General features: G+C 61.4%; 20 protein-coding genes. 19 read left to right on the top strand and 1 reads right to left on the bottom strand.

What is annotated here, in order from left to right:
* The first annotated feature begins 69 nt into the window (after positions 1–69).
* From L0U82_RS18470 to L0U82_RS18390, 17 genes are all read left to right on the top strand, one after another.
* On the top strand, positions 70–1125 hold the full coding sequence (locus L0U82_RS18470) for a branched-chain amino acid ABC transporter permease (protein WP_233832917.1): 1056 nt from the start codon (positions 70–72) through the stop codon (positions 1123–1125).
* A gap of 4 nt (positions 1126–1129) precedes the next feature.
* Positions 1130–2914, top strand: a complete 1785-nt coding sequence (locus L0U82_RS18465; RefSeq protein WP_233832915.1) for a branched-chain amino acid ABC transporter ATP-binding protein/permease — start codon at positions 1130–1132, stop codon at positions 2912–2914.
* Complete coding sequence (locus tag L0U82_RS18460) at positions 2914–3690, top strand: ABC transporter ATP-binding protein (protein WP_233832913.1); 777 nt, start codon at positions 2914–2916, stop codon at positions 3688–3690. The genes L0U82_RS18465 and L0U82_RS18460 overlap by 1 nt, the downstream gene beginning before the upstream one ends.
* 188 nt (positions 3691–3878) lie before the next feature.
* Entirely contained in the window at positions 3879–5837 is a 1959-nt protein-coding gene (gene mnmG / locus L0U82_RS18455) for a tRNA uridine-5-carboxymethylaminomethyl(34) synthesis enzyme MnmG (RefSeq protein WP_233832910.1), read from the top strand.
* Complete coding sequence (gene rsmG / locus L0U82_RS18450; RefSeq protein WP_233832908.1) at positions 5834–6517, top strand: 16S rRNA (guanine(527)-N(7))-methyltransferase RsmG; 684 nt, start codon at positions 5834–5836, stop codon at positions 6515–6517. Before mnmG ends, rsmG begins: the two co-directional genes overlap by 4 nt.
* A 70-nt stretch (positions 6518–6587) precedes the next feature.
* Positions 6588–7379 (top strand): ParA family protein, encoded by a 792-nt coding sequence (locus L0U82_RS18445; protein WP_233832906.1) that lies wholly within the window; start codon positions 6588–6590, stop codon positions 7377–7379.
* Between the two features lie 18 nt (positions 7380–7397).
* Entirely contained in the window at positions 7398–8285 is an 888-nt protein-coding gene (locus L0U82_RS18440; RefSeq protein ID WP_233832904.1) for a ParB/RepB/Spo0J family partition protein, read from the top strand.
* A gap of 653 nt (positions 8286–8938) precedes the next feature.
* Positions 8939–9484, top strand: coding sequence for an ATP synthase subunit I (locus tag L0U82_RS18435; protein ID WP_233832902.1), 546 nt, complete (start codon positions 8939–8941; stop codon positions 9482–9484).
* A gap of 166 nt (positions 9485–9650) precedes the next feature.
* Positions 9651–10502: a F0F1 ATP synthase subunit A gene (atpB, locus tag L0U82_RS18430; protein WP_233832900.1), complete on the top strand. Its 852-nt coding sequence runs from the start codon at positions 9651–9653 to the stop codon at positions 10500–10502.
* 82 nt (positions 10503–10584) lie between these two features.
* Positions 10585–10854, top strand: a complete 270-nt coding sequence (gene atpE, locus L0U82_RS18425; RefSeq protein ID WP_007180033.1) for a F0F1 ATP synthase subunit C — start codon at positions 10585–10587, stop codon at positions 10852–10854.
* A gap of 136 nt (positions 10855–10990) precedes the next feature.
* Positions 10991–11461 carry a F0F1 ATP synthase subunit B gene (locus L0U82_RS18420; protein WP_233832898.1) on the top strand — a complete coding sequence of 157 codons (471 nt, stop codon included), beginning with the start codon at positions 10991–10993 and terminating at the stop codon, positions 11459–11461.
* A 2-nt stretch (positions 11462–11463) separates the two neighbouring features.
* Entirely contained in the window at positions 11464–12003 is a 540-nt protein-coding gene (locus tag L0U82_RS18415; protein WP_233832896.1) for a F0F1 ATP synthase subunit delta, read from the top strand.
* A gap of 56 nt (positions 12004–12059) precedes the next feature.
* A complete protein-coding gene (gene atpA / locus L0U82_RS18410; protein WP_233832894.1) occupies positions 12060–13601 on the top strand; it encodes a F0F1 ATP synthase subunit alpha in 1542 nt (513 codons plus the stop codon).
* A 140-nt stretch (positions 13602–13741) separates the two neighbouring features.
* Entirely contained in the window at positions 13742–14626 is an 885-nt protein-coding gene (gene atpG, locus L0U82_RS18405) for a F0F1 ATP synthase subunit gamma (protein WP_233832892.1), read from the top strand.
* Between the two features lie 99 nt (positions 14627–14725).
* Positions 14726–16120 (top strand): F0F1 ATP synthase subunit beta, encoded by a 1395-nt coding sequence (gene atpD, locus L0U82_RS18400; RefSeq protein ID WP_027199260.1) that lies wholly within the window; start codon positions 14726–14728, stop codon positions 16118–16120.
* A gap of 154 nt (positions 16121–16274) precedes the next feature.
* Positions 16275–16700, top strand: a complete 426-nt coding sequence (locus L0U82_RS18395) for a F0F1 ATP synthase subunit epsilon (protein ID WP_007180027.1) — start codon at positions 16275–16277, stop codon at positions 16698–16700.
* Between the two features lie 235 nt (positions 16701–16935).
* Complete coding sequence (locus L0U82_RS18390) at positions 16936–18666, top strand: AMP-binding protein (protein ID WP_233832890.1); 1731 nt, start codon at positions 16936–16938, stop codon at positions 18664–18666.
* Between the two features lie 823 nt (positions 18667–19489).
* Here L0U82_RS18390 and L0U82_RS18385 read toward each other — a convergent pair.
* Positions 19490–20290 carry a transporter substrate-binding domain-containing protein gene (locus L0U82_RS18385; RefSeq protein WP_233832888.1) on the bottom strand — a complete coding sequence of 267 codons (801 nt, stop codon included), beginning with the start codon at positions 20288–20290 and terminating at the stop codon, positions 19490–19492.
* A gap of 286 nt (positions 20291–20576) precedes the next feature.
* On the opposite strand from L0U82_RS18385, the gene hemE reads away from it, so the two are divergent.
* A complete protein-coding gene (hemE, locus tag L0U82_RS18380; RefSeq protein ID WP_233832886.1) occupies positions 20577–21677 on the top strand; it encodes a uroporphyrinogen decarboxylase in 1101 nt (366 codons plus the stop codon).
* Between the two features lie 465 nt (positions 21678–22142).
* On the top strand, positions 22143–24389 hold the full coding sequence (locus L0U82_RS18375; RefSeq protein ID WP_233832884.1) for a primosomal protein N': 2247 nt from the start codon (positions 22143–22145) through the stop codon (positions 24387–24389).
* Positions 24390–24419 lie beyond the last annotated feature (30 nt).

Below are 24419 nucleotides of genomic sequence, written 5' to 3'. Positions count from 1 at the left end.
GCGGACATGAGCCGCGCCATCGCGACCGTATCCCGGTTTTTCGATTTCGACGCTTCAGGACGAGGAAGTATGGATCTATCAATTGCGGCGATCCTCGCGCAGGACGGCATCACTACCGGCGCGATTTACGCGCTGCTCGCGCTTGCGCTGGTGCTGGTGTTCTCCGTGACACGGGTGATCTTCATCCCGCAGGGGGAGTTCGTTTCGTACGGCGCGTTGACGCTCGCCGCACTGCAGACGCAGAAGTTTCCGGCCACCTGCTGGCTGCTGATCGCGATGGGCGCGGCATGCTTCGTCGTCGAGACGGCGGCGGTGCTGCGGCATCCGGAGCGGCGTCGTCATGCGGCGCGCACGCTGCCTGTGCTGGCGGGCAAGTATCTGCTGTTTCCGATCGCCATATATGCGTTGACGCGCGGCATCTTCATGCAACCGCTGCCGATGATCGTGCAGATCGCGCTGACACTGCTGATCGTGATTCCGATGGGTCCATTCGTTTATCGGCTCGCCTATGAGCCGATTGCGGAGGCGACTACCTTGCTGCTGCTGATCGTCGCGGTGGCCGTGCATTTCGCAATGGTCGGCCTGGGGCTCGTGATGTTCGGCGCGGAAGGTTCGCGCACCAACGCGTTCTCGGATGCGACGTTCAACATCGGCAGCCTGTCGATCTCCGGGCAGAGCCTGTGGGTGATCGGCACCGCTGTCGTGCTGATCGGCGCGCTGTATCTGTACTTCGATCGCTCGATCTCCGGCAAGGCATTGCGCGCGACATCGGTGAACCGGCTCGGCGCGCGGCTCGTCGGTATCGGCACCACGCAGGCGGGGCGCCTCGCGTTCACGCTCGCGGCAGGCCTCGGCGCGTTGTGCGGCATCCTCGTCGCGCCGCTCACGACGATCTACTACGACTCGGGCTTCCTGATCGGGCTGAAGGGCTTCGTCGGCGCGATCATCGGCGGTCTGGTCAGCTATCCGCTCGCGGCGGCCGGCTCGATTCTCGTCGGGCTGCTGGAGTCGTATTCGTCGTTCTGGGCCAGTGCTTATAAGGAAGTGATCGTGTTCACGCTGATCATCCCGGTGCTGTTGTGGCGCAGTCTCGCAAGCCCGCATGCCGAAGAGGAAGAGGAGTGACGCGATGAAACGGATCATGCAAATGAAGTTCTTCTGGTTGTTCCTCGTGGTGCTGTTCGCGTTGCCGGTGCTGCCGCATCCGATTCACGTGCCCGAGTATTGGGTCACGCTGCTCAACTACATCGGCCTGTATTCGATCGTCGCAATCGGCCTCGTGCTGTTGACCGGTATCGGCGGGATGACGAGCTTCGGCCAGGCGGCGTTCGTCGGCATCGGCGCTTATGCGACTGCGTATCTGACCACGAGCTACGGTGTGTCGCCGTGGCTCGCGCTGATCGCGGGCGTCATCGTGACCGCGTTGATCGCGCTGATGCTAGGCCTCGTAACGATGCGTCTGTCCGGCCATTTCCTGCCGCTTGGCACGATCGCATGGGGACTCGCGCTGTTCTACCTGTTCGGCAATCTGGACATGCTTGGCAAGTACGACGGCATCAACGGCATTCCGGTGCTGAATGTTTTTGGCATCGATCTCGAGTCCGGGCGGCATATCTATTACCTGATATGGATCGTCGTGCTCGGCTCGGTCGTTTCTGTTCAAAATCTGCTTAATAGCCGGCCGGGCCGCGCCATTCGTGCGCTGCGCGGCGGTGGCCTGATGGCCGAGGCGATGGGCGTCAATACGGGCTGGATGCGCGTCGTGATCTTCGTCTATGCGGCGGTGCTCGCGTCGGTGTCGGGCTTTCTGTACGCGCATCTGCAACGCGCGGTGAATCCGACGCCGTTCGGTCTGAATCACGGCATCGAGTTTCTGTTCATGGCGGTGGTGGGCGGTGTGTCGCATGTGTGGGGCGCGGTGCTCGGCGCCGCGATCCTGACCGTGCTGCAGGACTATCTGCAGACGCTGCTGCCGAAACTGCTCGGCGAAAACGGCAACTTCGAAGTGATCGTGTTCGGCATTCTGATGGTGCTGCTGCTGCAATACGCGCGACAGGGCGTATGGCCGTTCGTCGCGCGCTTTTTCCCGCGTGGCCCGCGCGCGCATCTGGTGGATCACGCCGAGCCTCTGCCGCAGCGCAGCAAGCCGCAGGCCGGCGAAGATCTGCTGACGGTGAACAAGGCGCGCAAGCAGTTCGGCGGTCTGGTCGCGGTGAACGATGTGAGCTTCGAGGTGAAAGCGGGGCAGATCATCGGGCTGATCGGGCCGAATGGCGCGGGCAAGTCGACGACGTTCAATCTCGTGACCGGCGTGTTGCAAGCGACGAGCGGCGAGATCACGTTCCGCGGCGAGCGCATCGACGCGCTGAGTTCACGTGAAATCGTCAAACGCGGCATCGGCCGCACGTTCCAGCACGTCAAGTTGTTGCCCGGCATGACGGTGCTGGAGAACGTGGCGATCGGCGCGCATCTGCGCGGCCATGCGGGGGTGTGGCGCAGCGTCGCGCGGCTGAATGGGGCCGAAGAGGCGCGGCTGATGGCGGAGGCCGCGCGACAGATTCGCCGCGTGGGGCTTGAGCAGCATATGTATGACGAAGCCGGGAGCCTCGCGCTCGGTCAGCAGCGGATTCTCGAAATTGCGCGTGCGCTGTGCTGCGATCCGACTCTGCTATTGCTCGATGAGCCGGCCGCCGGTCTGCGCTATCAGGAAAAGCTGCAGCTCGCTGATCTGCTGCGTCGCCTGAAGGCGGAGGGAATGAGCATTCTGCTGGTCGAACACGATATGGATTTCGTGATGAATCTGACCGATCGGCTGGTGGTGATGGAGTTCGGCACGCGGATCGCCGAAGGTTTGCCGCAGGACGTGCAGCAGGATCCGGCGGTGCTCGAAGCGTATCTGGGCGGGGTGGAGTGATGGAAAACGTCAACACGACTGGCGCAACGATGGCCGCGCCGATTCTCGAGGTGGATCAGCTGTCGGTCCGCTACGGCAAGGTCGAGGCGCTGCACGGCGCGGCAATCAAGGTGCGCGCGGGGCAGATCGTATCGGTGATCGGCCCGAACGGCGCCGGCAAGTCGACGCTGCTGAACGCGATCATGGGTGCGCTGCCGACCAGCGGCCACGCCAAAGGCACGATTCACTACCGGGGCGAAGAGGTCAGCGCGGTACCGGTCGAAAAGCGGGTTGCGCTGGGCATGTGCCTGGTGCCGGAGAAGCGTGAGCTGTTCGCGTCGATGACGGTCGAAGACAACTTGCTGCTCGGCGCTTACCGGCGCAAACGGGCAGGGGAGCGCAACTTTCTCGACCAGCTTGAACCGGTGTTCGAACTGTTTCCTCGCCTTAAGGAGCGCCGTAAGCAGGCGGCCGGCACTTTGTCAGGCGGCGAGCGGCAGATGTTGGCGGTGGGGCGCGCGCTAATGGGCAAGCCCGATCTGCTGATGCTCGACGAGCCGAGCCTCGGCTTGGCGCCGTTGATCGTCAAGGAAATCTTCCACATCATCAGCGCGCTGCGGCAGACAGGCGTGGCGACACTGCTGATCGAGCAGAACGCGCGCGCGGCATTGCAGATTTCCGACTATGGCTACGTGCTCGAGACCGGCGAACTGGCGCTCGAAGGGCCGGCGGCGGATCTGGCGCAGAATCCGCGTGTGATCGAAACTTATCTGGGTTTGGCCAAAAAGGTCGCGTAACGTGGAGTAGGTCAGCACCTTTTTAAAGCTGGCTTCGGTGTTTTCAAGCGGTGTGTTTCACGTGAAACACACCGCTTTTTTATTGTTTGGCCATTCGGACGAAATTCGGGCCTAAACCGAACCCGTTATAATTCGCCCATACATTTTCCTTTGAAGGCTCACGCGACGATCTGGCGTGAGATCTCGCGATGCTTTTTCCCTCAGAATTTGACGTAATCGTCGTCGGCGGTGGTCATGCCGGTACCGAAGCCGCTTTGGCGTCGGCGCGCATGGGTAACAAAACGCTGCTTTTGACCCATAACATTGAAACCCTCGGGCAGATGAGCTGCAATCCGTCGATTGGCGGAATTGGCAAGGGCCATCTGGTCAAGGAAGTCGATGCGCTCGGCGGCGCCATGGCGGCCGCAACCGATGAAAGCGGCATTCAGTTTCGGATCCTGAATTCGTCCAAAGGGCCGGCGGTCCGCGCAACGCGTGCGCAGGCCGATCGCGTGCTGTACAAGGCGGCGATCCGGCACCGGCTCGAGAATCAACCGAATCTTTGGCTGTTCCAGCAGGCCGTCGACGATCTGATGGTGGAAGGCGATCGCGTGGTCGGCGCCGTCACGCAAGTGGGAATCCGCTTCCGCTCACGCGCAGTGGTGCTGACGGCCGGCACGTTCCTGGACGGCAAGATTCACGTCGGATTGAATAACTACACTGGCGGCCGCGCGGGCGATCCGGCTGCGGTCTCGCTGTCCGCACGTCTGAAGGAATTGAAGCTGCCGCAGGGCCGGCTCAAGACCGGGACGCCGCCGCGTATTGATGGCCGTACGATCGACTATTCACAGCTCGAAGAGCAGCCGGGTGACCTCCATCCGGTGCCGGTATTCTCGTTCCTCGGGCGCGTCGAGCAGCATCCGCGTCAGGTGCCGTGCTGGGTCACGCATACCAATCAGCGTACGCACGACATCATTCGCGGCGGTCTCGATCGTTCGCCGATGTACACCGGCGTCATTGAAGGGGTAGGGCCGCGCTACTGTCCTTCGATCGAGGACAAGATTCACCGTTTTGCTTCGAAAGAATCGCATCAGATCTACCTCGAGCCGGAAGGGCTGACGACCAACGAGTTCTATCCGAACGGGATTTCGACGAGCCTGCCGTTCGACGTGCAGCTCGAACTGGTGCGTTCGATGTGCGGTCTCGAACATGCGCACATCCTGCGACCCGGCTATGCGATCGAATACGATTATTTCGATCCGCGTGGGCTGAAGGCGTCGCTGGAAACGAAGGTGATCAGCGGGCTGTTCTTCGCCGGGCAGATCAACGGGACTACCGGCTATGAGGAAGCGGCGGCGCAAGGCATGCTGGCCGGTATTAACGCGGGTCTTTTCGTTCAGGGTAAGGACGCATGGTGTCCGCGCCGCGACCAGGCCTACCTGGGCGTGCTCGTCGACGATCTGGTCACGCGCGGTGTATCCGAGCCATACCGGATGTTCACGAGCCGTGCCGAATATCGTCTGAGTCTGCGCGAAGATAATGCCGACATGCGTCTGACCGAAATCGGCCGGGAGCTTGGTGTGGTCGACGACGCTCGCTGGGACGCATTCAGCCGCAAGCGCGACGCTGTTTCACGTGAAACAGAGCGCCTTCGCACGACGTGGGTCAATCCTAAGACGTTACCCGCCGATGAAGCGACCGCGCTGTTGGGCAAGCAGATCGATCACGAGTACAGCCTGGCGGACCTGCTGCGCCGCCCTGGCGTCGGCTATGACGGCGTTTGCGGTCTGCTCGCCGGTGCCTGTGGTGCGCCAGAAGCGCTCGCGGAAGATCCGGTATTGCTTGCGCAGATCAAGGAACAGATCGAGATTGGCATCAAATATCAGGGCTATATCGATCGTCAGGCTGGCGAAATTGAACGCAATGAGGCACACGAGAACACGCGACTGCCGGATGGGCTGGACTACACCGAGGTTCGCGGCTTGTCGTTCGAGGCGCGCCAGAAGCTGATGCAGTTCCGGCCTGAGACGATCGGTCAGGCGTCGCGCATCTCCGGCATTACGCCGGCGGCTATCTCGTTGCTGATGGTTCATTTGAAGCGCGGCCTTGGCCGCCGACCGCCGAAATCCGCCGAACCCGGCATCGACAGCAAGCCGGTGACTCAATGACCGCAGGTCAGAAGGGCGCCGACCTGCAAACATTGGCACCGCTGCTGGCAGACGGCGTTCGCGAACTCGGTCTCGAATTGAACGACGCTCAGCAGCACAAGCTGCTCGACTATGTGGCGCTGCTGGCAAAGTGGAACGCAGTCTATAACCTGACGGCGATCCGCGATCCACGACAGATGCTGATTCAGCACATTCTCGATTCGCTTTCGATCGTGCCGCATCTCGCGCCGCTCGGGCCGTCGTCGGTGCTGGATGTTGGTTCGGGCGGCGGTCTGCCGGGTATCGTGCTCGCGATCGTATTGCCTGAGTGGACCGTCACCACGAATGACATCGTCCACAAAAAGACGGCTTTCCAGGCGCAGGCGAAAGCGGAGCTTGGGCTGACGAATCTGTCGGTCGTAACGGGTCGGGTCGAGACGCTGCGACCCGGCGCCGAAGTACCGGCAAAGTTCGACGTAATCGTTTCGCGCGCATTCGCAGAACTCTCGGATTTCGTTACACTGGCCCGTCATCTGGTTGCGGAGCGGGGTGCAATCTGGGCGATGAAGGGCGTGCGGCCGGACGGTGAAATCGAGCGTCTGCCAGCCGGCGCCCATGTGGAACAGGTCATCCGGTTGGACGTACCGTCGCTCGACGCGGAGCGGCATCTGATCAAGGTGCGGGTGGACGCCGAAAACTGACGGTCACTGCCGCTTGAAGTTCCACCAACGTTTTTTACTTCATCCAAGCAGCAAAAGGGACACACCAACGATGGCAAAAATCTTCTGCGTTGCGAACCAGAAGGGTGGTGTCGGCAAGACGACCACCGCAGTCAATCTGGCCGCGAGCCTTGCAGCGCAGGGGCAGCGTGTCCTTCTCATCGATCTGGACCCGCAGGGCAACGCCACGATGGGCAGCGGTATCGACAAGGCCGAATGCACGAATACCGTCTACGAAATACTCGTGGATAACGTGGCCGTGGCCGATGCGCGCGTGCGGCCGGAGGCCGTCGGCTACGACGTGGTGCCCGCTAACCGCGAACTCGCGGGCGCCGAGGTGGAACTCGTCGGCATGCAGAATCGCGAGCGTCAGCTGAAGGCCGCGCTCGCCAATGTCGAGAGCGAATACGATTTCGTGCTGATCGATTGCCCGCCGGCTTTGTCGCTGCTGACACTCAACGGACTGTGCGCCGCACATGGCGTTGTGATCCCGATGCAGTGCGAGTACTTCGCGCTCGAGGGTCTGTCCGATCTCGTCAATACGATCAAGCAGGTACACGCGAATCTGAATCGCGACCTGAAGGTGATCGGCCTGCTGCGCGTGATGTTCGATCCGCGCATCACGCTTCAACAGCAGGTCTCGGATCAGTTGAAAGAGCATTTCGGCGACAAGGTATTCGACGCGGTCATCCCGCGCAATGTCCGACTTGCCGAGGCGCCCAGCTACGGGTTGCCCGGTGTGGTGTTCGACAGGGCGTCACGTGGCGCGCAGGCGTACGTGCAGTTCGGCGCCGAAATGATTGAGCGGGTGCGCGCGCTGAACGACGCGCCCCAGGCATCCTAAGCGGATCGAGGAAGCACGATGAATGCAGTAGCGAGAAAGAAGGGGTTGGGTCGCGGCCTGGAGGCATTGCTTGGTGGCACCGCGGATATCACCGAGGCGGTGGTCATCGATGGCGCGCCGAACGTGTTGCCGCTCGGCAAGATGCAGGCGGGCAAGTATCAGCCGCGCACGCGGATGGACGAAGGCGCGCTGCAGGAGCTAGCGGCGAGTATTCGCGCTCAGGGGCTGATGCAGCCGATTCTCGTACGCCCGATCGCGGCGGACCGGTACGAGATCATTGCCGGCGAGCGGCGTTTCCGCGCGGCGCGGATCGCGGGCCTGGAAGAGGTGCCGGTGCTGGTGAAGGATGTGCCGGACCAGGCTGCCGCGGCGATGGCGTTGATCGAGAATATTCAACGCGAAGATCTGAATCCGCTCGAAGAAGCGCAAGGCATTCAGCGTCTGCTCGATGAGTTCAATTTCACGCACGAGCAGGCGGCGGAGTCGGTTGGTCGCTCGCGCAGCGCGGTGTCGAACCTGCTTCGCCTGCTCAACCTCGCGTCGCCCGTGCAGACGATGCTGCTCGCCGGCGATCTGGACATGGGACACGCTCGCGCGCTGCTCGCCGTCGATGCCGCGACGCAGATCACGCTCGCGAACCAGGTCGTCAACAAGCGCCTATCCGTGCGCGAGACCGAAAAGCTCGTTACAACGACGGCGAAGGTGACGCCCGCGGTCAAGGCACGCGCGAATCCGGATGGCGGCCGGGACACGCGCCGGCTCGAAGAAGAACTGTCGGACCTGTTATCGGCTACGGTCAAAATCAAACTTGGCCGGCGCGGTCGTGGTCAGGTGCTGGTGGACTTCGGCGATCTCGATGCATTGGAAGGCATTCTTGTCCGTCTGCGCGGTAATGCCAACGTCTGACGTAGTCGAAGAGATCGATAAAAAAGATGAGTGAATAGCTTATGGGAGGGCGTATGCGTGCCTCGCAAGCTATTCATCCTCTCAGCACGGTCCCTGCCACAAATTGTCGCAGTTTCAAATCTTCGAGCTTGGCGTGCGGCGGCTATTTCCCTCGCATCGCACATGCCTTAACCCCGTCGATTCCGAGTAGTTAGCTCTCAAATATTCAGGCATCCTTGGAGTGTACGTGCGGTAGTGCAGATGTAGTTATTCTTACGAGCTGCTATCACTGGGGCTTCATCTCCGCAATCTCCAATTTGCCTTGCACAGCGTTTCGGCTGGAGTCGAACCTTCGCTGGTTCGCGTCGAAACAGCATTTGTTGCATTTTCGAGACGTCTGCCACGGCATCGAAACAGCTCACTGGCAAGCTTCAATCGGCATGATTTGACGCATTGATCAGGCCGTCCCGCGCCCACCTTACATTTGACGTGTTTCGCCCTGCCGGCAAGCGTTTTGCCGCATCGTGACGGGGCTTTTCGCGCAGGCGATAGGGCAGCCTAAAGTCTTGAATTGCCTGCAACTATCGCTTACAATCGCCCGGATTTAATTGCACGGCAACCCCGTAAGTACTGCGTAAGCTCGCGGGCTGGAACAAGACATTCGGAATATAGCGATGGCGGTCAAAACGTCGAATCCGTCGCCAAACAACGGGCACGACGGACACCGTACAGAACGCACCGCTTCCGATACGTCTGCCAGTCGGCAGTTTGATCCAGGCGAAGCGTGGGATGACGGGCAGGAAGAAAACAACATCGTTCCGCTCACGCGGGCTGAGGCAGAAAAGCTGTTTGGTCCTGACGTGGGTCGTCCATCGCGAGTGACGCCTTTCAGGGTCGTCGCTGCGCAAATGGTTTTGTCCCTGGTTGCAACGCTGGTGTGGTGGCTGTTCTACAAGCCGCCGGGCGCTGCTGCGCTGTCCGCGTTCCTCGGGGGGGCAATTTGCTGGGTGCCGGGCGCGTTGTTCGCGACGCGCCTGAAAAAACTGAGTGGCGCCGAGACAGTGATGAGCTGGATGATCGGCGAAGCGCTCAAGATGGGGACAACGATCGCGATGTTTGTAGCGATCGCCTTTTGGTATCACGACGTACGCTGGATTCCGCTGCTCGTGACCTACCTCATCGCGCTGAAAACGTATTGGATTGCCCTAGCGTGGCGCTAGGGTAGCAGCACAAAAAATAGCGGCAAAAAGAATTTCAGGCCGGCGCGTGGCACCGGCAGCAGGTGCGCGGATATGACTAACCCCGCACCCGGTGTGTTCCCGCAATAGAGCATTTCGGCGGGAGCGGCCTCAGACGATTTTCGACAATTTGGGTGGCTTTAACGATATGGCAGCTAGCGAAGGCACGCGTGCAATGGACCCGTCCGAGTACATCGCGCACCACTTGCAGAACTTTTCCACCGCGCATCAGACGTCGATCTTCGACATCCACGTGTGGAATCTGGACACCCTCTTCTGGTCGATCGTGTGCGGTCTCGTCACGATCTTCGTGCTGCATCTGGCAGCCCGCAAGGCAACGTCCGGCGTGCCGGGCCGTTTCCAATGCGCAATCGAAATGCTGGTCGAAATGGTCGAGGATCAATCGAAGGCGATGATCCACGGCTCGCGCACTTTCATCGCACCGCTCGCGCTGACCGTGTTCGTCTGGGTCGCGCTGATGAATTCGCTCGACTTTGTCCCCGTCGACCTGCCGGGCCGTGTGATTGGCTGGCTGGGTCTCTCTGAAGTCATCCCGCACCACCGTCTCGTACCGACCGCCGACCTGAACGGCACGATCGGCATCGCGCTCGGCGTGTTCGTGCTGATGATTTACTACAACTTCAAGATCAAAGGCGCTGGCGGCTTCATCCATGAGCTGCTGTCCGCTCCGTTCGGCGCGCATCCGCTGCTGTGGATCCCGAATCTTGCACTGAACATCATCGAGTTCGTCGCGAAGACGGTCTCGCTCGGCATGCGGCTGTTCGGCAACATGTATGCGGGTGAGCTGTTGTTCCTGCTGATTGCCCTGCTCGGCAGCCTCTGGAGCTTCGGCGCGGACACGACGGTGCTTGGCTTCATCGGCCACGTGGTCGCCGGCACAGTGTGGTCGATCTTCCACATCCTGATCGTTCTGCTGCAGGCGTTCATTTTCATGATGCTGACGCTGGTGTATATCGGCCAGGCACACGACGCGCACTAATCCGCGCGCTCAGTAAAAGAATCGTAGTTTTTCAAATCCCAGTTCCAACCAGTTCTAAAAGACTTTTCACAAAGGAGTGATCATGCAAGCTTTCATCGCCAACATCCAGGGTCTGACCGCCATCGGTATCGGCATCATCATCGGCCTGGGTGCAATCGGCGCCTGTATCGGTATCGGTCTGATGGGCGGCAAGTACATCGAAGCATGCGCCCGTCAACCGGAACTGATGAACCCGCTGCAAACCAAGATGTTCCTGCTGGCTGGTCTGATCGATGCGGCGTTCCTGATTGGCGTTGGTGTGGCAATGCTGTTTGCGTTCGCAAACCCGCTGCTGTCGAAGCTGGCAGGCTGAGGTTCCTCGGAGGTTTGCGTCTGAGCTATAACTGGTAAAGACGCAGGGCGGAACGGGTACTGGGGCGCTGATCGAGCAGAATCGATGAGCGCCTTGCCGTTTCACTTTCCGAACTAGCAACGTTTAAGGAAACACCGTGAATCTCAACGCAACTCTGTTTGCGCAAATGGTCGTGTTCCTGATCCTCGCGTGGTTCACGATGAAGTTCGTGTGGCCGCCGCTGATCAACGCCCTCGACGAGCGCGCGAAGAAGATCGCCGACGGTCTGTCGGCCGCGGAAAAGGGCAAGCAGGAACTCGAAGCGGCGCACAAGCGCGTCGACCAGGAACTCGCTCAGGCACGCAACGACGGTCAGCAACGCATTGCCGACGCGGAAAAGCGCGCAGTGGCAGTTGCCGACGAAATCAAGGCTCAGGCACAGGCTGAAGCCGCTCGCATCATCGCGCAAGCGAAGGCCGACGCGGATCAGCAAGTCATCAAGGCGCGCGAAACGCTGCGCGGCGAAGTCGCCGCACTCGCCGTGAAGGGCGCCGAACAGATCCTGAAGCGTGAAGTCGACCAGGCAGCGCACGCTGACCTGCTGAATCAACTGAAAGCCGAGCTCTGATCATGGCCGAACTTGCAACCATCGCCCGTCCGTACGCGGAAGCGCTGTTTGGCGTGGCCGAAGCTGGTGACATCGCCGCCTGGTCCACGCTCGTGCAGGAGCTGGCACAGGTTGCGCGTCTGCCCGAAGTGCTGTCGGTCGCCTCGAGCCCGAAAGTGAGCCGTGCCCAGGTCAGCGATCTGCTGCTGGCCGCGGTCAAGTCGCCGCTCAAGGACAACGCGCAAGCGAAGAATCTGGTGCAGATGCTGGTGGATAACCATCGCCTGCAATTGCTGCCGGAAATCGCCTCGCAGTTCGAAGAGTTGAAGAACGCCCGTGAAGGGGCGGCAGATGTGCTGATCGTCAGCGCATTCCCGCTCGAAGATGCGCAGTTGAACGAACTCGTCGCAAGCCTCGAACGCAAGTTCAAGCGCAAGCTGAAGCCGACGGTCGAAGTCGACCAGTCGTTGATCGGCGGCGTGCGCGTGACGGTCGGCGACGAAGTGCTCGATACCTCGGTCCGCGCGCGGCTTGCCAGCATGCAAACGGCCCTGACGGCCTGAAGCGCTTCGCGCTGAAGCGGCTGGCACGCAACAGAATTGACTATCAGGAGCGAATAATGCAACTCAATCCCTCTGAGATCAGCGAGCTGATCAAGAGCCGGATCCAGGGCCTTGACGCGAGCGCAGACGTTCGCAACCAGGGCACCGTGATCTCCGTGACCGACGGTATCGTGCGTATCCACGGCCTGTCGGAAGTGATGCAGGGCGAAATGCTCGAATTCCCGGGCAACACCTTCGGTCTCGCGCTGAACCTCGAGCGCGACTCGGTCGGCGCCGTGATTCTGGGTGAGTACGAACACATTTCGGAAGGCGACATCGTCAAGACGACGGGCCGCATTCTCGAAGTGCCGGTGGGTCCGGAACTGCTCGGCCGCGTGGTCGACGCACTCGGCAACCCGATCGACGGCAAGGGTCCGCTCAACACGAAGATGACCGACGCGATCGAAAAGATCGCTCCGGGCGTGATCTGGCGTAAGTCGGTTTCGGAGCCGGTGCAGACCGGTCTGAAGTCGATCGACTCGATGGTGCCGATCGGCCGCGGCCAGCGCGAGCTGATCATCGGCGACCGTCAGTGCGGCAAGACCGCAGTCGCAGTCGACGCGATCATCAACCAGAAGGGCAAGAACCTCGTCTGTATCTACGTCGCGATCGGCCAGAAGGCTTCGTCGATCATGAACGTGGTGCGCAAGCTCGAAGAATCGGGCGCGCTCGAATACACGATCGTCGTCGCCGCTTCGGCTTCGGATTCGGCCGCGATGCAGTACCTTGCACCGTACGCCGGCTGCACGATGGGCGAATACTTCCGCGATCGCGGCCAGGACGCGCTGATCGTTTATGACGACTTGACCAAGCAGGCTTGGGCATACCGTCAGATCTCGCTGCTGCTGCGCCGTCCGCCGGGCCGCGAAGCTTATCCGGGTGACGTGTTCTATCTGCACTCGCGTCTGCTCGAGCGTGCTGCTCGCGTCTCGGAAGAGTACGTCGAGAAGTTCACGAACGGCGAAGTGAAAGGCAAGAGCGGTTCGCTGACGGCACTGCCGGTCATCGAAACGCAGGCAGGCGACGTGACCGCATTCGTTCCGACGAACGTGATCTCGATTACCGACGGCCAGATCTTCCTTGAAACCGACCTCTTCAACGCAGGTATCCGCCCGGCAATTAACGCCGGCGTGTCGGTGTCGCGTGTGGGCGGTGCGGCTCAGACCAAGGTCGTGAAGAAGTTGTCGGGCGGTATCCGTACCGACCTCGCACAGTACCGTGAACTGGCTGCGTTCGCGCAGTTCGCATCGGACCTCGACGAAGCGACCCGCAAGCAGCTCGAACGCGGCCGCCGCGTGACGGAACTGCTCAAGCAGCCGCAGTATCAGCCGCTGCAGGTGTGGGAACTGGCTGTGTCGCTGTTCGCGGCGAACAACGGCTACCTCGACGACCTCGAAGTTGCTCAAGTCCTGCCGTTCGAGAAGGGCCTGCGCGAATTCCTGAAGGCGAGCCATGCTGACCTGATCAAGCGCATCGAAGATACCAAGGAACTCTCGAAGGACGACGAAGGCCTGCTGCACACGGCCGTCAAAGACTTCAAGAAGTCCGGCGCTTATTGATCCGCGAGTGACTCGCAAGGCGTAAGCGGACCTTGAAGCGGCGCGGGCCGCATGAGAATGTTCCCGCGCTGCTTTGGCCGCTTTGCACGGGACCCGAGTAGGCGCTTCCGCGCTAACTCGGGCCTACAAAGGAGCAAGCAATGGCTGGAATGAAGGAAATTCGCGGCAAGATCAAGAGCGTGCAAAACACGCGCAAGATCACGAAAGCGATGGAGATGGTGGCCGCATCGAAGATGCGCCGCGCTCAGGAGCGCATGCGCGCTGCTCGCCCGTACGCCGACAAGGTCCGCGATATTGCTGCGCACATGAGCCGTGCGAACCCGGAGTATCGTCACCCGTTCATGGTGTCGAACGAAGGTGCGAAGGCGGCTGGCATCATCCTCGTCACGACCGATAAAGGTCTGTGCGGCGGCATGAACACCAACGTGCTGCGCGCAACGCTGCAGAAGTTCAAGGAACTGGAAGGCCAGAGCAAGACTGTCGAAGCAACCGCGATCGGCAGCAAGGGTCTGGGTTTCCTGAACCGTCTGCAGGCGAAGGTCGTGTCGAACGTCGTGCAGTTGGGCGATACACCGCATCTGGAAAAGCTGATCGGCGCGGTAAAAGTCCAACTGGACCTGTACTCGGAAGGCAAGGTCTCGGCGGTGTACCTCGCGTACACGCGCTTCGTCAACACGATGAAGCAGGAGCCGGTGATCGAGCAACTGTTGCCGCTGTCGGCGGACCAGTTCGAGCGCAAGGAAGAAGACGGCACGACGCCGAGCACTCAGTGGGACTACATCTACGAGCCGGATGCGCAGGCCGTGGTGGACGAACTGCTGGTGCGTTATGTCGAAGCGCTGGTCTATCAGGCCGTCGCGGAAAACATGGCATCGGAGCAGTCGGCCCGGATGGTGGCGATGAAGGCCGCTTCGGACAATGCGAAGACGGTCATCAACGATCTGCAGCTCGTGTACAACAAGAGCCGTCAGGCCGCGATCACGAAAGAACTGTCGGAAATCGTCGGTGGAGCGGCGGCGGTCTGATCCTGATCAGGCATGTCGCGGTGTGCGCCTTCGCGGCGCACCCATCGAAGAAACTGCGCCTTTGCGCGAGTGAAGAATTAAGTATCTAAAGGAAAAGCGATGAGTACAACTGCTTTGGTAGAAGGCAAGATCGTACAGTGCATCGGCGCGGTGATCGACGTGGAATTTCCGCGTGAAACCATGCCGAAGATTTACGACGCGCTCATTCTCGAAGGTTCGGAGCTGACGCTCGAAGTCCAGCAGCAGCTGGGCGACGGCGTGGTCCGTACCATCTGTCTGGGTGCTTCGGACGGTCTGCGCCGCGGCACGATCGTGAAGAACACCGGCAACCCGATCAGCGTTCCGGTCGGCAAGCCGACCCTCGGCCGCATCATGGACGTGCTGGGTCGTCCGATCGACGAAGCCGGCCCGATCTCGAGCGAAACCACGCGCGCGATCCACCAGAAGGCTCCGGCGTTCGACGAACTGTCGCCGTCGACCGAACTGCTCGAAACCGGCATCAAGGTTATCGACCTGATCTGCCCGTTCGCGAAGGGCGGTAAGGTGGGGCTGTTCGGTGGCGCCGGCGTGGGCAAGACCGTGAACATGATGGAACTGATCAACAACATCGCGAAGGAACACGGTGGTTACTCCGTGTTCGCCGGTGTGGGCGAGCGTACCCGCGAAGGGAACGACTTCTATCATGAAATGAAGGACTCGAACGTTCTCGACAAGGTCGCGCTGGTGTACGGCCAGATGAACGAGCCGCCGGGCAACCGTCTGCGCGTCGCGCTGACCGGCCTGACGATGGCTGAGCATTTCCGTGACGAAGGTCTCGACGTGCTGTTCTTCGTCGACAACATCTACCGTTTCACGCTGGCCGGTACCGAAGTGTCGGCACTGCTCGGCCGTATGCCGTCGGCAGTGGGCTATCAGCCGACGCTGGCTGAAGAAATGGGCAAGCTGCAAGAGCGTATTACGTCGACCAAGACCGGCTCGATCACGTCGGTGCAGGCCGTGTACGTCCCTGCGGACGACTTGACCGACCCGTCGCCGGCTACGACTTTCGGTCACCTGGACGCAACGGTCGTGTTGTCGCGTGACATCGCTTCGCTGGGTATCTACCCGGCAGTCGACCCGCTCGATTCGACCTCGCGTCAGATCGACCCGAACGTGATCGGCGAAGAGCACTACTCGATCACGCGCGGTGTGCAGCAAACGCTGCAGCGCTACAAGGAACTGCGCGACATCATCGCGATTCTGGGTATGGACGAACTGGCGCCGGAAGACAAGCTCGCCGTCGCGCGCGCTCGTAAGATCCAGCGTTTCCTGTCGCAGCCGTTCCACGTCGCTGAAGTGTTCACGGGTTCGCCGGGCAAGTACGTGCCGCTGAAGGAAACGATCCGTGGCTTCAAGATGATCGTTGAAGGCGAGTGCGACCACCTGCCGGAACAGGCGTTCTACATGGTCGGCACGATCGACGAAGCCTTCGAAAAGGCCAAGAAGATCCAGTAAAGGTGGGGCGTAAGTAGTAGGCGTGACGGGTTCATACCGGCTGAGTCATAAGTCATTCGTGACCTATCTCGCCTCGCACTACACTCAACCCAGCCTTGTATGAGACGAGAGTGAACGCTAAGGCGCCAGCTCTCGTCGACAGGAGTCGACACTTATGGCAACAATCAAGGTAGACGTCGTCAGCGCGGAAGAGCAGATCTTCTCAGGCCAGGCGAAGTTCGTCGCGCTACCGGGCGAAGCCGGTGAACTCGGCATTCTGCCGGGCCACACGCCGCTCATCACGCGGATTCGTCCGGGTGCGGTGCGCATCGAAGCTGAAAACGGCGAAGAAGAGTTCGTGTTCGTCGCCGGCGGCATCCTCGAAATCCAGCCGGGTGCAGTGACGGTTCTCGCCGACACCGCGATCCGCGGGAAGGATCTCGACGAAGCCAAGGCTGAAGACGCACGCAAGCGCGCGGAAGAGGCGCTGCAGAACACGGGTTCGAACCTCGAGTACGCAACCGCGCAAGCGGAACTCGCGTACGCGACGGCTCAGCTCGCGGCAATCCAGCGTCTGCGCAAGCTGCGTGGTCAGCACTAAGGCAATATGCAGCGGAAAAAAGCAGCCCTCACGGCTGCTTTTTTTTGCTATTAAGTTGACGTTTACGGAAAGGTCAGCAGAATTCACAGGGTGACTGGTCGACGGTGTTGGCAATCGGTATCCGCCGCGCGAATGCGCTGCGGGTAAGACTTGATGCCCGCTCGACACACGCCAGTGCACAATCGATTTCAAACTCATTTCAATCGAGCGCGCTCGCGCTCACGGAGACAACACCATGGCAGCGCAAATGTCGGGCGAAGGTGCACTCATCGAGCCCAAAGACGGACTATCGTACGTTCGCGGATCGACCGAAATTCCGTTGAGCGAAGCGACCGTCGGTGAGTTTCTGCGCGATACCACCGCACGCTTTCCTGAGCGGCCCGCGGTGGTCTTCCGTGAGCAAGGCATTCGCTGGACGTGGGCCGAGTTCGCTAACGAGGTGGACGTGCTGGCGTCCGGGCTGCTCGCACTCGGTATCGCAAGGGGCGATCGTGTCGGCATCTGGTCGCCGAACCGAGTCGAGTGGCTACTGACCCAGTTCGCAACCGCGCGCATCGGCGCGATTCTCGTCAACATCAATCCCGCCTATCGGCTGTCGGAACTCGAATATGCGCTGAACAAGGTTGGCTGCAAGGCGATCATCGCAGCCGAGCGCTTCAAGACGTCGAAGTATCTCGAGATGCTGCAGGAGCTCGCGCCCGAACTGGCAACCCACGCGCCCGGTGAACTCCATGCCGCGCGGTTGCCGGAGTTGCGCTACGTGATCCGTATGTGCGACACGGAAACGCCGGGCATGCTGAGCTTCTCGGATGTGATCGAGCGCGGGCGTGTAGACCTCGACGTCGGCAAGCTCAACGCGATCGGCGCCACCCTGTCATGCCACGAGCCGATCAATATCCAGTTCACGAGCGGTACGACCGGCAATCCGAAAGGCGCAACGCTCACGCACAGCAACGTCGTGAATAACGCGCGCTATATCGCGATGGCGATGCGGCTCGGCGAACAGGACGGCCTCTGCATTCCGGTGCCGTTGTACCACTGCTTCGGGATGGTGCTTTCGGTGCTCGCATGCGTGTCGGTTGGCGCGAACATGGTGTTCCCCGGCGAGGGTTTCGACCCCGCGGCGACGCTCGCAGCCACCGCGGAGGAACAGTGCACCGCGTTGCACGGCGTACCGACGATGTTCATCGCCGAACTCGAGCACCCGGATTTTGCGTCCTACGATTTCTCTCGTCTGCGCACTGGGATCATGGCTGGCTCGCCGTGCCCGATCGAAACGATGAAGAAGGTCGTCTCGAAGATGCATCTGAGCGAGATCACGATCGCTTATGGAATGACGGAGACGAGCCCGGTGTCGTTCCAGAGCTCGACGGCGGATCCGCTCGACAAGCGGACCACGACGGTGGGCCGCATCCAGCCGCATCTCGAGGTAAAGATCATCGATCCCCTCGGTAATATCGTGCCGGTCGGCTCGACCGGCGAACTCTGTACGCGCGGCTACTCGGTCATGCTCGGCTATTGGGGCGACGACGCGAAGACGCGCGAAAGCATCGTCGACGGCTGGATGCACACTGGTGATCTGGCAACGCTCGATAGCGAGGGCTATTGCAATATCGTCGGCCGCCTGAAGGACATGCTGATTCGCGGTGGCGAAAACATCTATCCGCGGGAAATCGAGGAATTTCTGTTTCGCCACCCGAAAATCCAGAGCGTGCAGGTGTTCGGTGTGCCCGACACGAAATACGGCGAGGAGGTTTGCGCGTGGATCGTGCTGCGCTCAGGCGAACAGGCGACGGCGGAAGATATCCGCGAGTTTTGCCACGGGCAAATCGCGCACTACAAGGTGCCGAGATACATCCGCTTCGTTGACGAATTACCGATGACCGTAACGGGCAAGGTACAGAAATTCATCATGCGCGAAAAAATGATCAGCGAGCTGAAGCTGGAAGAAGGGAAGACGGCATGACGCTTTGATAGCGTCTGCGTCACAGCCGAACGAGATAAGGGAAAGGTGCGCGAGCGCGGGGCTATGGCCTTTTAGCTCGCGCAAACGTTTGGGCAGGCGAAAAAAAAGCGGGCCTGGAGCCCGCTAAAAACCACACGCTACGGGGTTAGCGCGAGGAGACCAAAGATGGAACCGACTATCACGGCGACCCTGCGCCGACTGCGGCTCCAGCAAGGATGCCCCTTTACAGGGCTTCGGCAAAGCCGACCGGCAGATGCATCGTATCCGCTCACACCACGCACCCAGCCACATCCGTGTTGAAACCGTTGAGGGCATTGTGGGCGAATTACCCTATGAAGGCGGTAACAAAGTGTTTCAGGTTGTAACGCCCGCCAGGTAAGGCGGAGCGGGATTTATTGCTAAATTAATGCATTTGAACCGCAACTATTACCGATGACTTTCGCGCAATTTCATACGCATGATTGATGCTATTCGCGACGCATATCGCCGCATTAATAGTTCAGTCGATTGCGCATGAAGTGGTTGTATTTGCATCCTTAGAGCCGCGAGTCCCACGTGTTACAGGAACTTCATCGAACTCGCGAAATTCTTCAGCGGAAAGCGTGATGAGGTGCTGCAACGCAGCACTTCGCCCTCATTTTCGGATGGACATAAAAAGGGACGAGTGAACCTCACTCATGCTGATCAGATAAACCACTTTGGCGCGCTGCGTCGTCGTTGGTTACATCATCGTTCTTGAATTTAAACCACGTGGTCTCGAACGGCTGGCCGGCCTCCATGAGGACAAATAGTGGCGGGCGGCCAGCCTCGGCAACCTTTAGCCTTACTTCAACCACTTATCCGAAATGCTCTGATACTCGCCGGTGGCCCGTGCGAGATGCAGCCATTGATCGACGTACTGTTGGAACGCGACGTCGCCACGCGGCAGCAACCACGCCTTCTCGCCATACTGGAAAGGCTTGTCCGGATGCACTGAACACAGGCCCGGATTCAGCTTCTGTTGCAGCAGGGTCTCCGATGCGTCTGTCACCATGACGTCCGCCTTGCCGGCGAGAATCTGCTTGAAGATCGTTACGTTGTCTGGATAAACGGTGACGCTCGCGTGCGGGAAGTACTGCTTCGCGAAACGCTCATTGGTGCCACCGGGATTCACGATGACTCGCACGTTCGGCTGGTCGATCTGCGCGACCGTCTGGAACTTGTTGACGTCGTCGCAGCGGGCGATCGGCGTTTTGCCGTCGATCATATAAGCCTGCGTAAAGAACGCGTGCTTCTGCCGATCGAGCGTGGGCGATACGCCACCGATGCCGATATCGCATTTCGCGACGAAGTCGTTCATCAGGTTCGACCATGACGTCTTGACCAACTCCAATTTCACGCCGAGCGATTTGGCGAGCGACTCGGCCATGTCGATATCGATGCCTTCGAACTGTCCGTCCGCTTTATAGAACGAGTACGGCTTGTAGTCGCCGGTCGTACAGGCGCGCAGCGTGCCGCGGCTCATGATTTCGTCGAGCCGGGACGGCGCGGCCGGCGCGGCCGGCGCGGTTTGCGCACTGGCTACGCCCACGTGCATCAACAGTCCGGCGAGCGCGCCGAGCATTGCGAGAGCTGCCTTGTTCATCGAGTCTCCTTGTTGTGTGTAGTTAATTGGTAAGGCTGTCGGATAGTAGCCCGCCAATGCGAGCTTGAACATTAGCCATTCAGCCAGGTCGGGCTGCGCCGGCAAAGACAACGATCGCGTGAACCCATGCCCATGGCGCCTGCGCGAGGTAGCGGATGTTCGCAATTCGGGCCGCGAGCCCGGCCCGACGCCCTCGACGCGACAGTTATCGTCCGATTCACACGCGATGCGGCGAGCCGGGTCCGGTAAAATGCGCCATTGCCCTTTAGTCTCAGTCGTACGCAACGTGGCCCATCAACTCCTGAACGACACTTTCCTGCGCGCACTGCTGCGCCAGCCGACTGACTACACGCCGATCTGGCTGATGCGCCAGGCTGGCCGTTATCTGCCGGAATACAACGCCACGCGCGCTCGCGCGGGCAGCTTCCTCGGCCTTGCGAAGAATCCGGCTTTCGCGACGGAAGTCACGTTGCAGCCGCTCGAGCGTTATCCGCTCGACGCCGCGATCCTGTTCTCCGACATCCTGACGGTGCCCGACGCAATGGGCCTGGGGCTGGAATTCGTCAATGGCGAGGGGCCGAAATTCGCCCGTCCGGTTCGCACCGAAGAGGACGTCGCGCGTCTCGCCGTGCCGGATATCGACGCCACGCTGCGCTATGTGACCGATGCGCTGCGCGAGATCCGCGGGGCGCTCAAAGATGCGCAAGGCCGCCAGAGGGTGCCGCTGATCGGCTTTTCGGGCAGCCCGTGGACACTCGCGTGCTATATGGTCGAAGGCAGTGGCTCCGCGGATTTCCGTACCGTCAAATCGATGCTCTATGCGCGTCCCGATCTATTGCACCGGATTCTCGACGTCAACGCGCGTTCGGTCGCGGCTTATCTGAACGCGCAGATCGAAGCCGGCGCGCAAGCCGTGATGATTTTCGATACGTGGGGTGGGGCGCTTGCCGACGGCATCTATCAACGTTTCTCGCTGCACTACATCCAGCAGGTTGTCAGTCAGTTGAAGCGCGAGCACGACGGCGAAAAGATCCCGGTGATCGCCTTCACGAAAGGCGGCGGCCTGTGGCTTGAAGACATCGCCGCGAGCGGCGTCGACGCGGTCGGCCTCGACTGGACGGTGAATCTCAGCAGCGCGCGCGAGCGAGTCGGCGGCAAGGTCGCGCTTCAGGGCAATATCGACCCGTCGGTGCTGTTTGCGCCGCCCGCCGCGATCCGCATGGAGGCGCGCGCGGTGCTGGACAGCTTTGGCAACTACCCGGGGCATGTTTTCAACCTCGGTCACGGCATCTCGCAATTCACGCCGCCCGAGCATGTCGCAGAGCTGGTCGACGAAGTGCATCGCCACAGTCGCGCGATTCGCAGTGGTGCGCATACCCCGGCGTGAAGCCGTAATCGTTACCATTTTTTTGTTGCGGTGCGGCGAAGTGGGCTCTCGGCCTAAGAACGGATATGCCGCGCAGAGGCCGTCAGATGGCGATCTCGGGAATGTCAAGACTTGACTTATACACATTCTTCACGCTGCGGCGCGGTAGATGCTTTAATCGTACCCCGCCCCTTGCGCACTGTCGGCGTATTTGATCTAAGCCTTGTCTGGCAAGGGTTTGCGGGGATCGCGAGGAAATGTGCGAAAACCCACAAAACGCCGCTGCGACGCCGTTTGCGGCCCTTCGAGGCCAAGTTCTCAACAAAGTTATCCACAGGCGCCGCGCCGATTGCAATTGTTCAGCCGAATCCAAAACTTAGCGGCGAAATTGAAGTTTTACTTTAACTTCGGCGTCGCCGCCTCGTTGGCGATCCTCTCGGGTTCGAGGGCTCACGCAATCGCGGCTCATTTTCTCCACGGCACCGCGTGAGCGAACTGTTCGTCCGCGTCGCGCTGGATCATCCGCTGCCGACCCTGTTCGACTATCGCTGTGACACACCCGGCGGCGCCGTGCCGGGGACGCTCGTCAGCGTGCCGTTCGGCAAGCGGCACGTAGTGGGTCTGGTGTGCGAAGTGGCCACTCACAGCGACGTGCCGGCGGAGCGCCTGAAAGCAGTGGATCAGATTTGCAGCGCGTGTCCGCCACTGTCCGGGCACTGGCTCGCGCTCGCCGCATTTGCCGCGGACTACTATCAACGCGGTCTCGGCGAAGTAGCGCTGCCGGCGCTGCCTCAGGCGTTACGCGACGCGTCGCGCTGGTCGCGACTGTTCGCTCCGGAAGAGCGCTACCGGCTGACGCCCGCAGGGCGCGCGGCGCTGCCCGACGCGTTGCCCGCCCGCGCGACCGCGCTCCGAAAACTTGCGCAGGCGCTGGCCGACGCCGACTTCCTGCTCGCCGCCGACGCCCGCGCGCTGCATCCCAAGGCGCTGGCGACGCTCGACACGTGGCAGGCGGCCGGTTGGGTCGAACTCGATGTGATCGAAGCCGCCGCGCTGCCGGCCGCTGCGGCACAGCCGGACGCCCCCGCGCCGGCCCTCCCCACGCTCACCGACGAACAGACCGCCGCTGTCGAGGCGATCCGCGACGCCGACGGCTTCGCACCGTTCCTGCTGCACGGCGTGACCGGCAGCGGCAAGACCGAGGTGTATCTGCGCGCGCTCGCCGAAATTCTGGCCGTGAAGCCCGACGCGCAGGCACTGGTGCTGGTGCCCGAAATCAACCTGACGCCGCAGTTCGAGGCAGCCTTCCGCGCGCGCTTCGCCGCGCTCGACGACACCGCGATCGTCACGCTGCACAGCGGCCTCGCGGAAGGCGAGCGCGCCCGCAACTGGTTCGCCGCGCACACGGGGCGTGCTCGCATCGTGCTCGGCACGCGGCTCGCGGTGCTCGCGTCGTTGCCGCATCTCGCGATCATCGTGGTCGACGAAGAGCACGACCCGGCCTACAAGCAGCAGGAAGGCCTGCGTTATTCAGCGCGCGATCTCGCGATCTATCGGGCGAAGCAGCTTGGCGTGCCGGTCGTGCTGGGCTCGGCGACACCGTCGCTGGAGAGCTGGTGGCAAGCCGATCAAGGGCGCTACAAGCGGCTCACGTTGTCGCGTCGCGCGGTCGCCGAAGCCGTACTGCCGGCGGTGAAACTGATCGATCTCGAAGACGAGCGCCGGCGCGGCCGGGCATCGATCGAAGGTCTGTCGGGGCCGCTGGTCGCCGCGCTGAAGGCGCGGCTCGAACGCGGCGAACAGAGTCTCGTGTTCCTGAATCGCCGCGGCTACGCGCCGCAACTCGCGTGCGATGCGTGCGGCTGGGTCGCAGGCTGTCCGCGTTGCAGCGCCTACGTGGTGCTGCACAAGCCGGAGCGCGCGCTGCGCTGCCACCACTGCGGCTGGGAGGCGCGGATTCCGCGCTCGTGTCCGGAGTGCGGCAACGTCGACATCGCGCCGATGGGGCGCGGCACACAGCGCGTCGAGGAAACCCTCGCGAGCGCGGTGCCGGGCGCCCGCGTGCTGCGCATCGATGCCGATAGCACGCGCCGCAAGGGCAGCGCGCAGGCGCTGTTTTCGGATGTCCACGCGGGCGAGGTCGACATTCTCGTCGGCACCCAGATGATCGCGAAGGGGCACGATTTCCAGCGCGTGTCGCTCGTTGGCGTGCTGAACGCCGATACTGCGCTCTTTTCGCACGACTTCCGTGCCGGCGAGCGTCTTTTCGCGCAACTGATGCAGGTGAGCGGCCGCGCGGGACGAGCCGGCCTGCCGGGCGAGGTGCTGGTGCAGACACGATATCCGCGCCACGCGCTGTATCACGCGCTGAGCCGCCACGACTATGTCGGTTTCGCCAATGCGACGCTCGCCGAGCGGCGCGACGCGCATCTGCCGCCGTTCGTTTATCAGGCGCTGCTGCGCGCCGAAGGGCGCACGCTGGAAGCGGCGCTGGCGTTTCTGCAGCAGGCCGCCGCCGAACTTGCTCACATCCCCGCCGCCGAGCGCGTGACGGTCTACGACGCGGTGCCGCTCACGATAGTCAAGGTGATGCACGTGCATCGCGCGCAGTTGCTGATCGAAAGCGCTTCGCGCACCGCGCTGCAGGCCACGCTGCGCGCATGGCAGCCGCTGTTGCGCGGCCTGAAGGGCGTGTTGCGCTGGAGCCTCGAAGTCGACCCGCTCGACATCTGACGCCAGCAGCCGGCTTGCGCGCGCCATACT

It is taken from the genome of Paraburkholderia sp. ZP32-5 (assembly GCF_021390495.1).
In the GTDB taxonomy this organism is placed as follows: Bacteria; Pseudomonadota; Gammaproteobacteria; order Burkholderiales; family Burkholderiaceae; genus Paraburkholderia.
Note: the sequence above shows the minus strand (reverse complement) of the source record. Positions and strands in the feature narration are given on the sequence as shown.

Bases quoted from the DNA above. Each gene is read 5' to 3' on its own strand.
- L0U82_RS18470 (WP_233832917.1), top strand. From the start codon at position 70: ATGGATCTATCAATTGCGGCGATCCTCGCGCAGGACGGCATCACTACC.
- L0U82_RS18465 (WP_233832915.1), top strand. From the start codon at position 1,130: ATGAAACGGATCATGCAAATGAAGTTCTTCTGGTTGTTCCTCGTGGTG.
- L0U82_RS18460 (WP_233832913.1), top strand. From the start codon at position 2,914: ATGGAAAACGTCAACACGACTGGCGCAACGATGGCCGCGCCGATTCTC.
- mnmG (WP_233832910.1), top strand. From the start codon at position 3,879: ATGCTTTTTCCCTCAGAATTTGACGTAATCGTCGTCGGCGGTGGTCAT.
- rsmG (WP_233832908.1), top strand. From the start codon at position 5,834: ATGACCGCAGGTCAGAAGGGCGCCGACCTGCAAACATTGGCACCGCTG.
- L0U82_RS18445 (WP_233832906.1), top strand. From the start codon at position 6,588: ATGGCAAAAATCTTCTGCGTTGCGAACCAGAAGGGTGGTGTCGGCAAG.
- L0U82_RS18440 (WP_233832904.1), top strand. From the start codon at position 7,398: ATGAATGCAGTAGCGAGAAAGAAGGGGTTGGGTCGCGGCCTGGAGGCA.
- L0U82_RS18435 (WP_233832902.1), top strand. From the start codon at position 8,939: ATGGCGGTCAAAACGTCGAATCCGTCGCCAAACAACGGGCACGACGGA.
- atpB (WP_233832900.1), top strand. From the start codon at position 9,651: ATGGCAGCTAGCGAAGGCACGCGTGCAATGGACCCGTCCGAGTACATC.
- atpE (WP_007180033.1), top strand. From the start codon at position 10,585: ATGCAAGCTTTCATCGCCAACATCCAGGGTCTGACCGCCATCGGTATC.
- L0U82_RS18415 (WP_233832896.1), top strand. From the start codon at position 11,464: ATGGCCGAACTTGCAACCATCGCCCGTCCGTACGCGGAAGCGCTGTTT.
- atpA (WP_233832894.1), top strand. From the start codon at position 12,060: ATGCAACTCAATCCCTCTGAGATCAGCGAGCTGATCAAGAGCCGGATC.
- atpG (WP_233832892.1), top strand. From the start codon at position 13,742: ATGGCTGGAATGAAGGAAATTCGCGGCAAGATCAAGAGCGTGCAAAAC.
- atpD (WP_027199260.1), top strand. From the start codon at position 14,726: ATGAGTACAACTGCTTTGGTAGAAGGCAAGATCGTACAGTGCATCGGC.
- L0U82_RS18395 (WP_007180027.1), top strand. From the start codon at position 16,275: ATGGCAACAATCAAGGTAGACGTCGTCAGCGCGGAAGAGCAGATCTTC.
- L0U82_RS18390 (WP_233832890.1), top strand. From the start codon at position 16,936: ATGGCAGCGCAAATGTCGGGCGAAGGTGCACTCATCGAGCCCAAAGAC.
- L0U82_RS18385 (WP_233832888.1), bottom strand. From the start codon at position 20,290: ATGAACAAGGCAGCTCTCGCAATGCTCGGCGCGCTCGCCGGACTGTTG.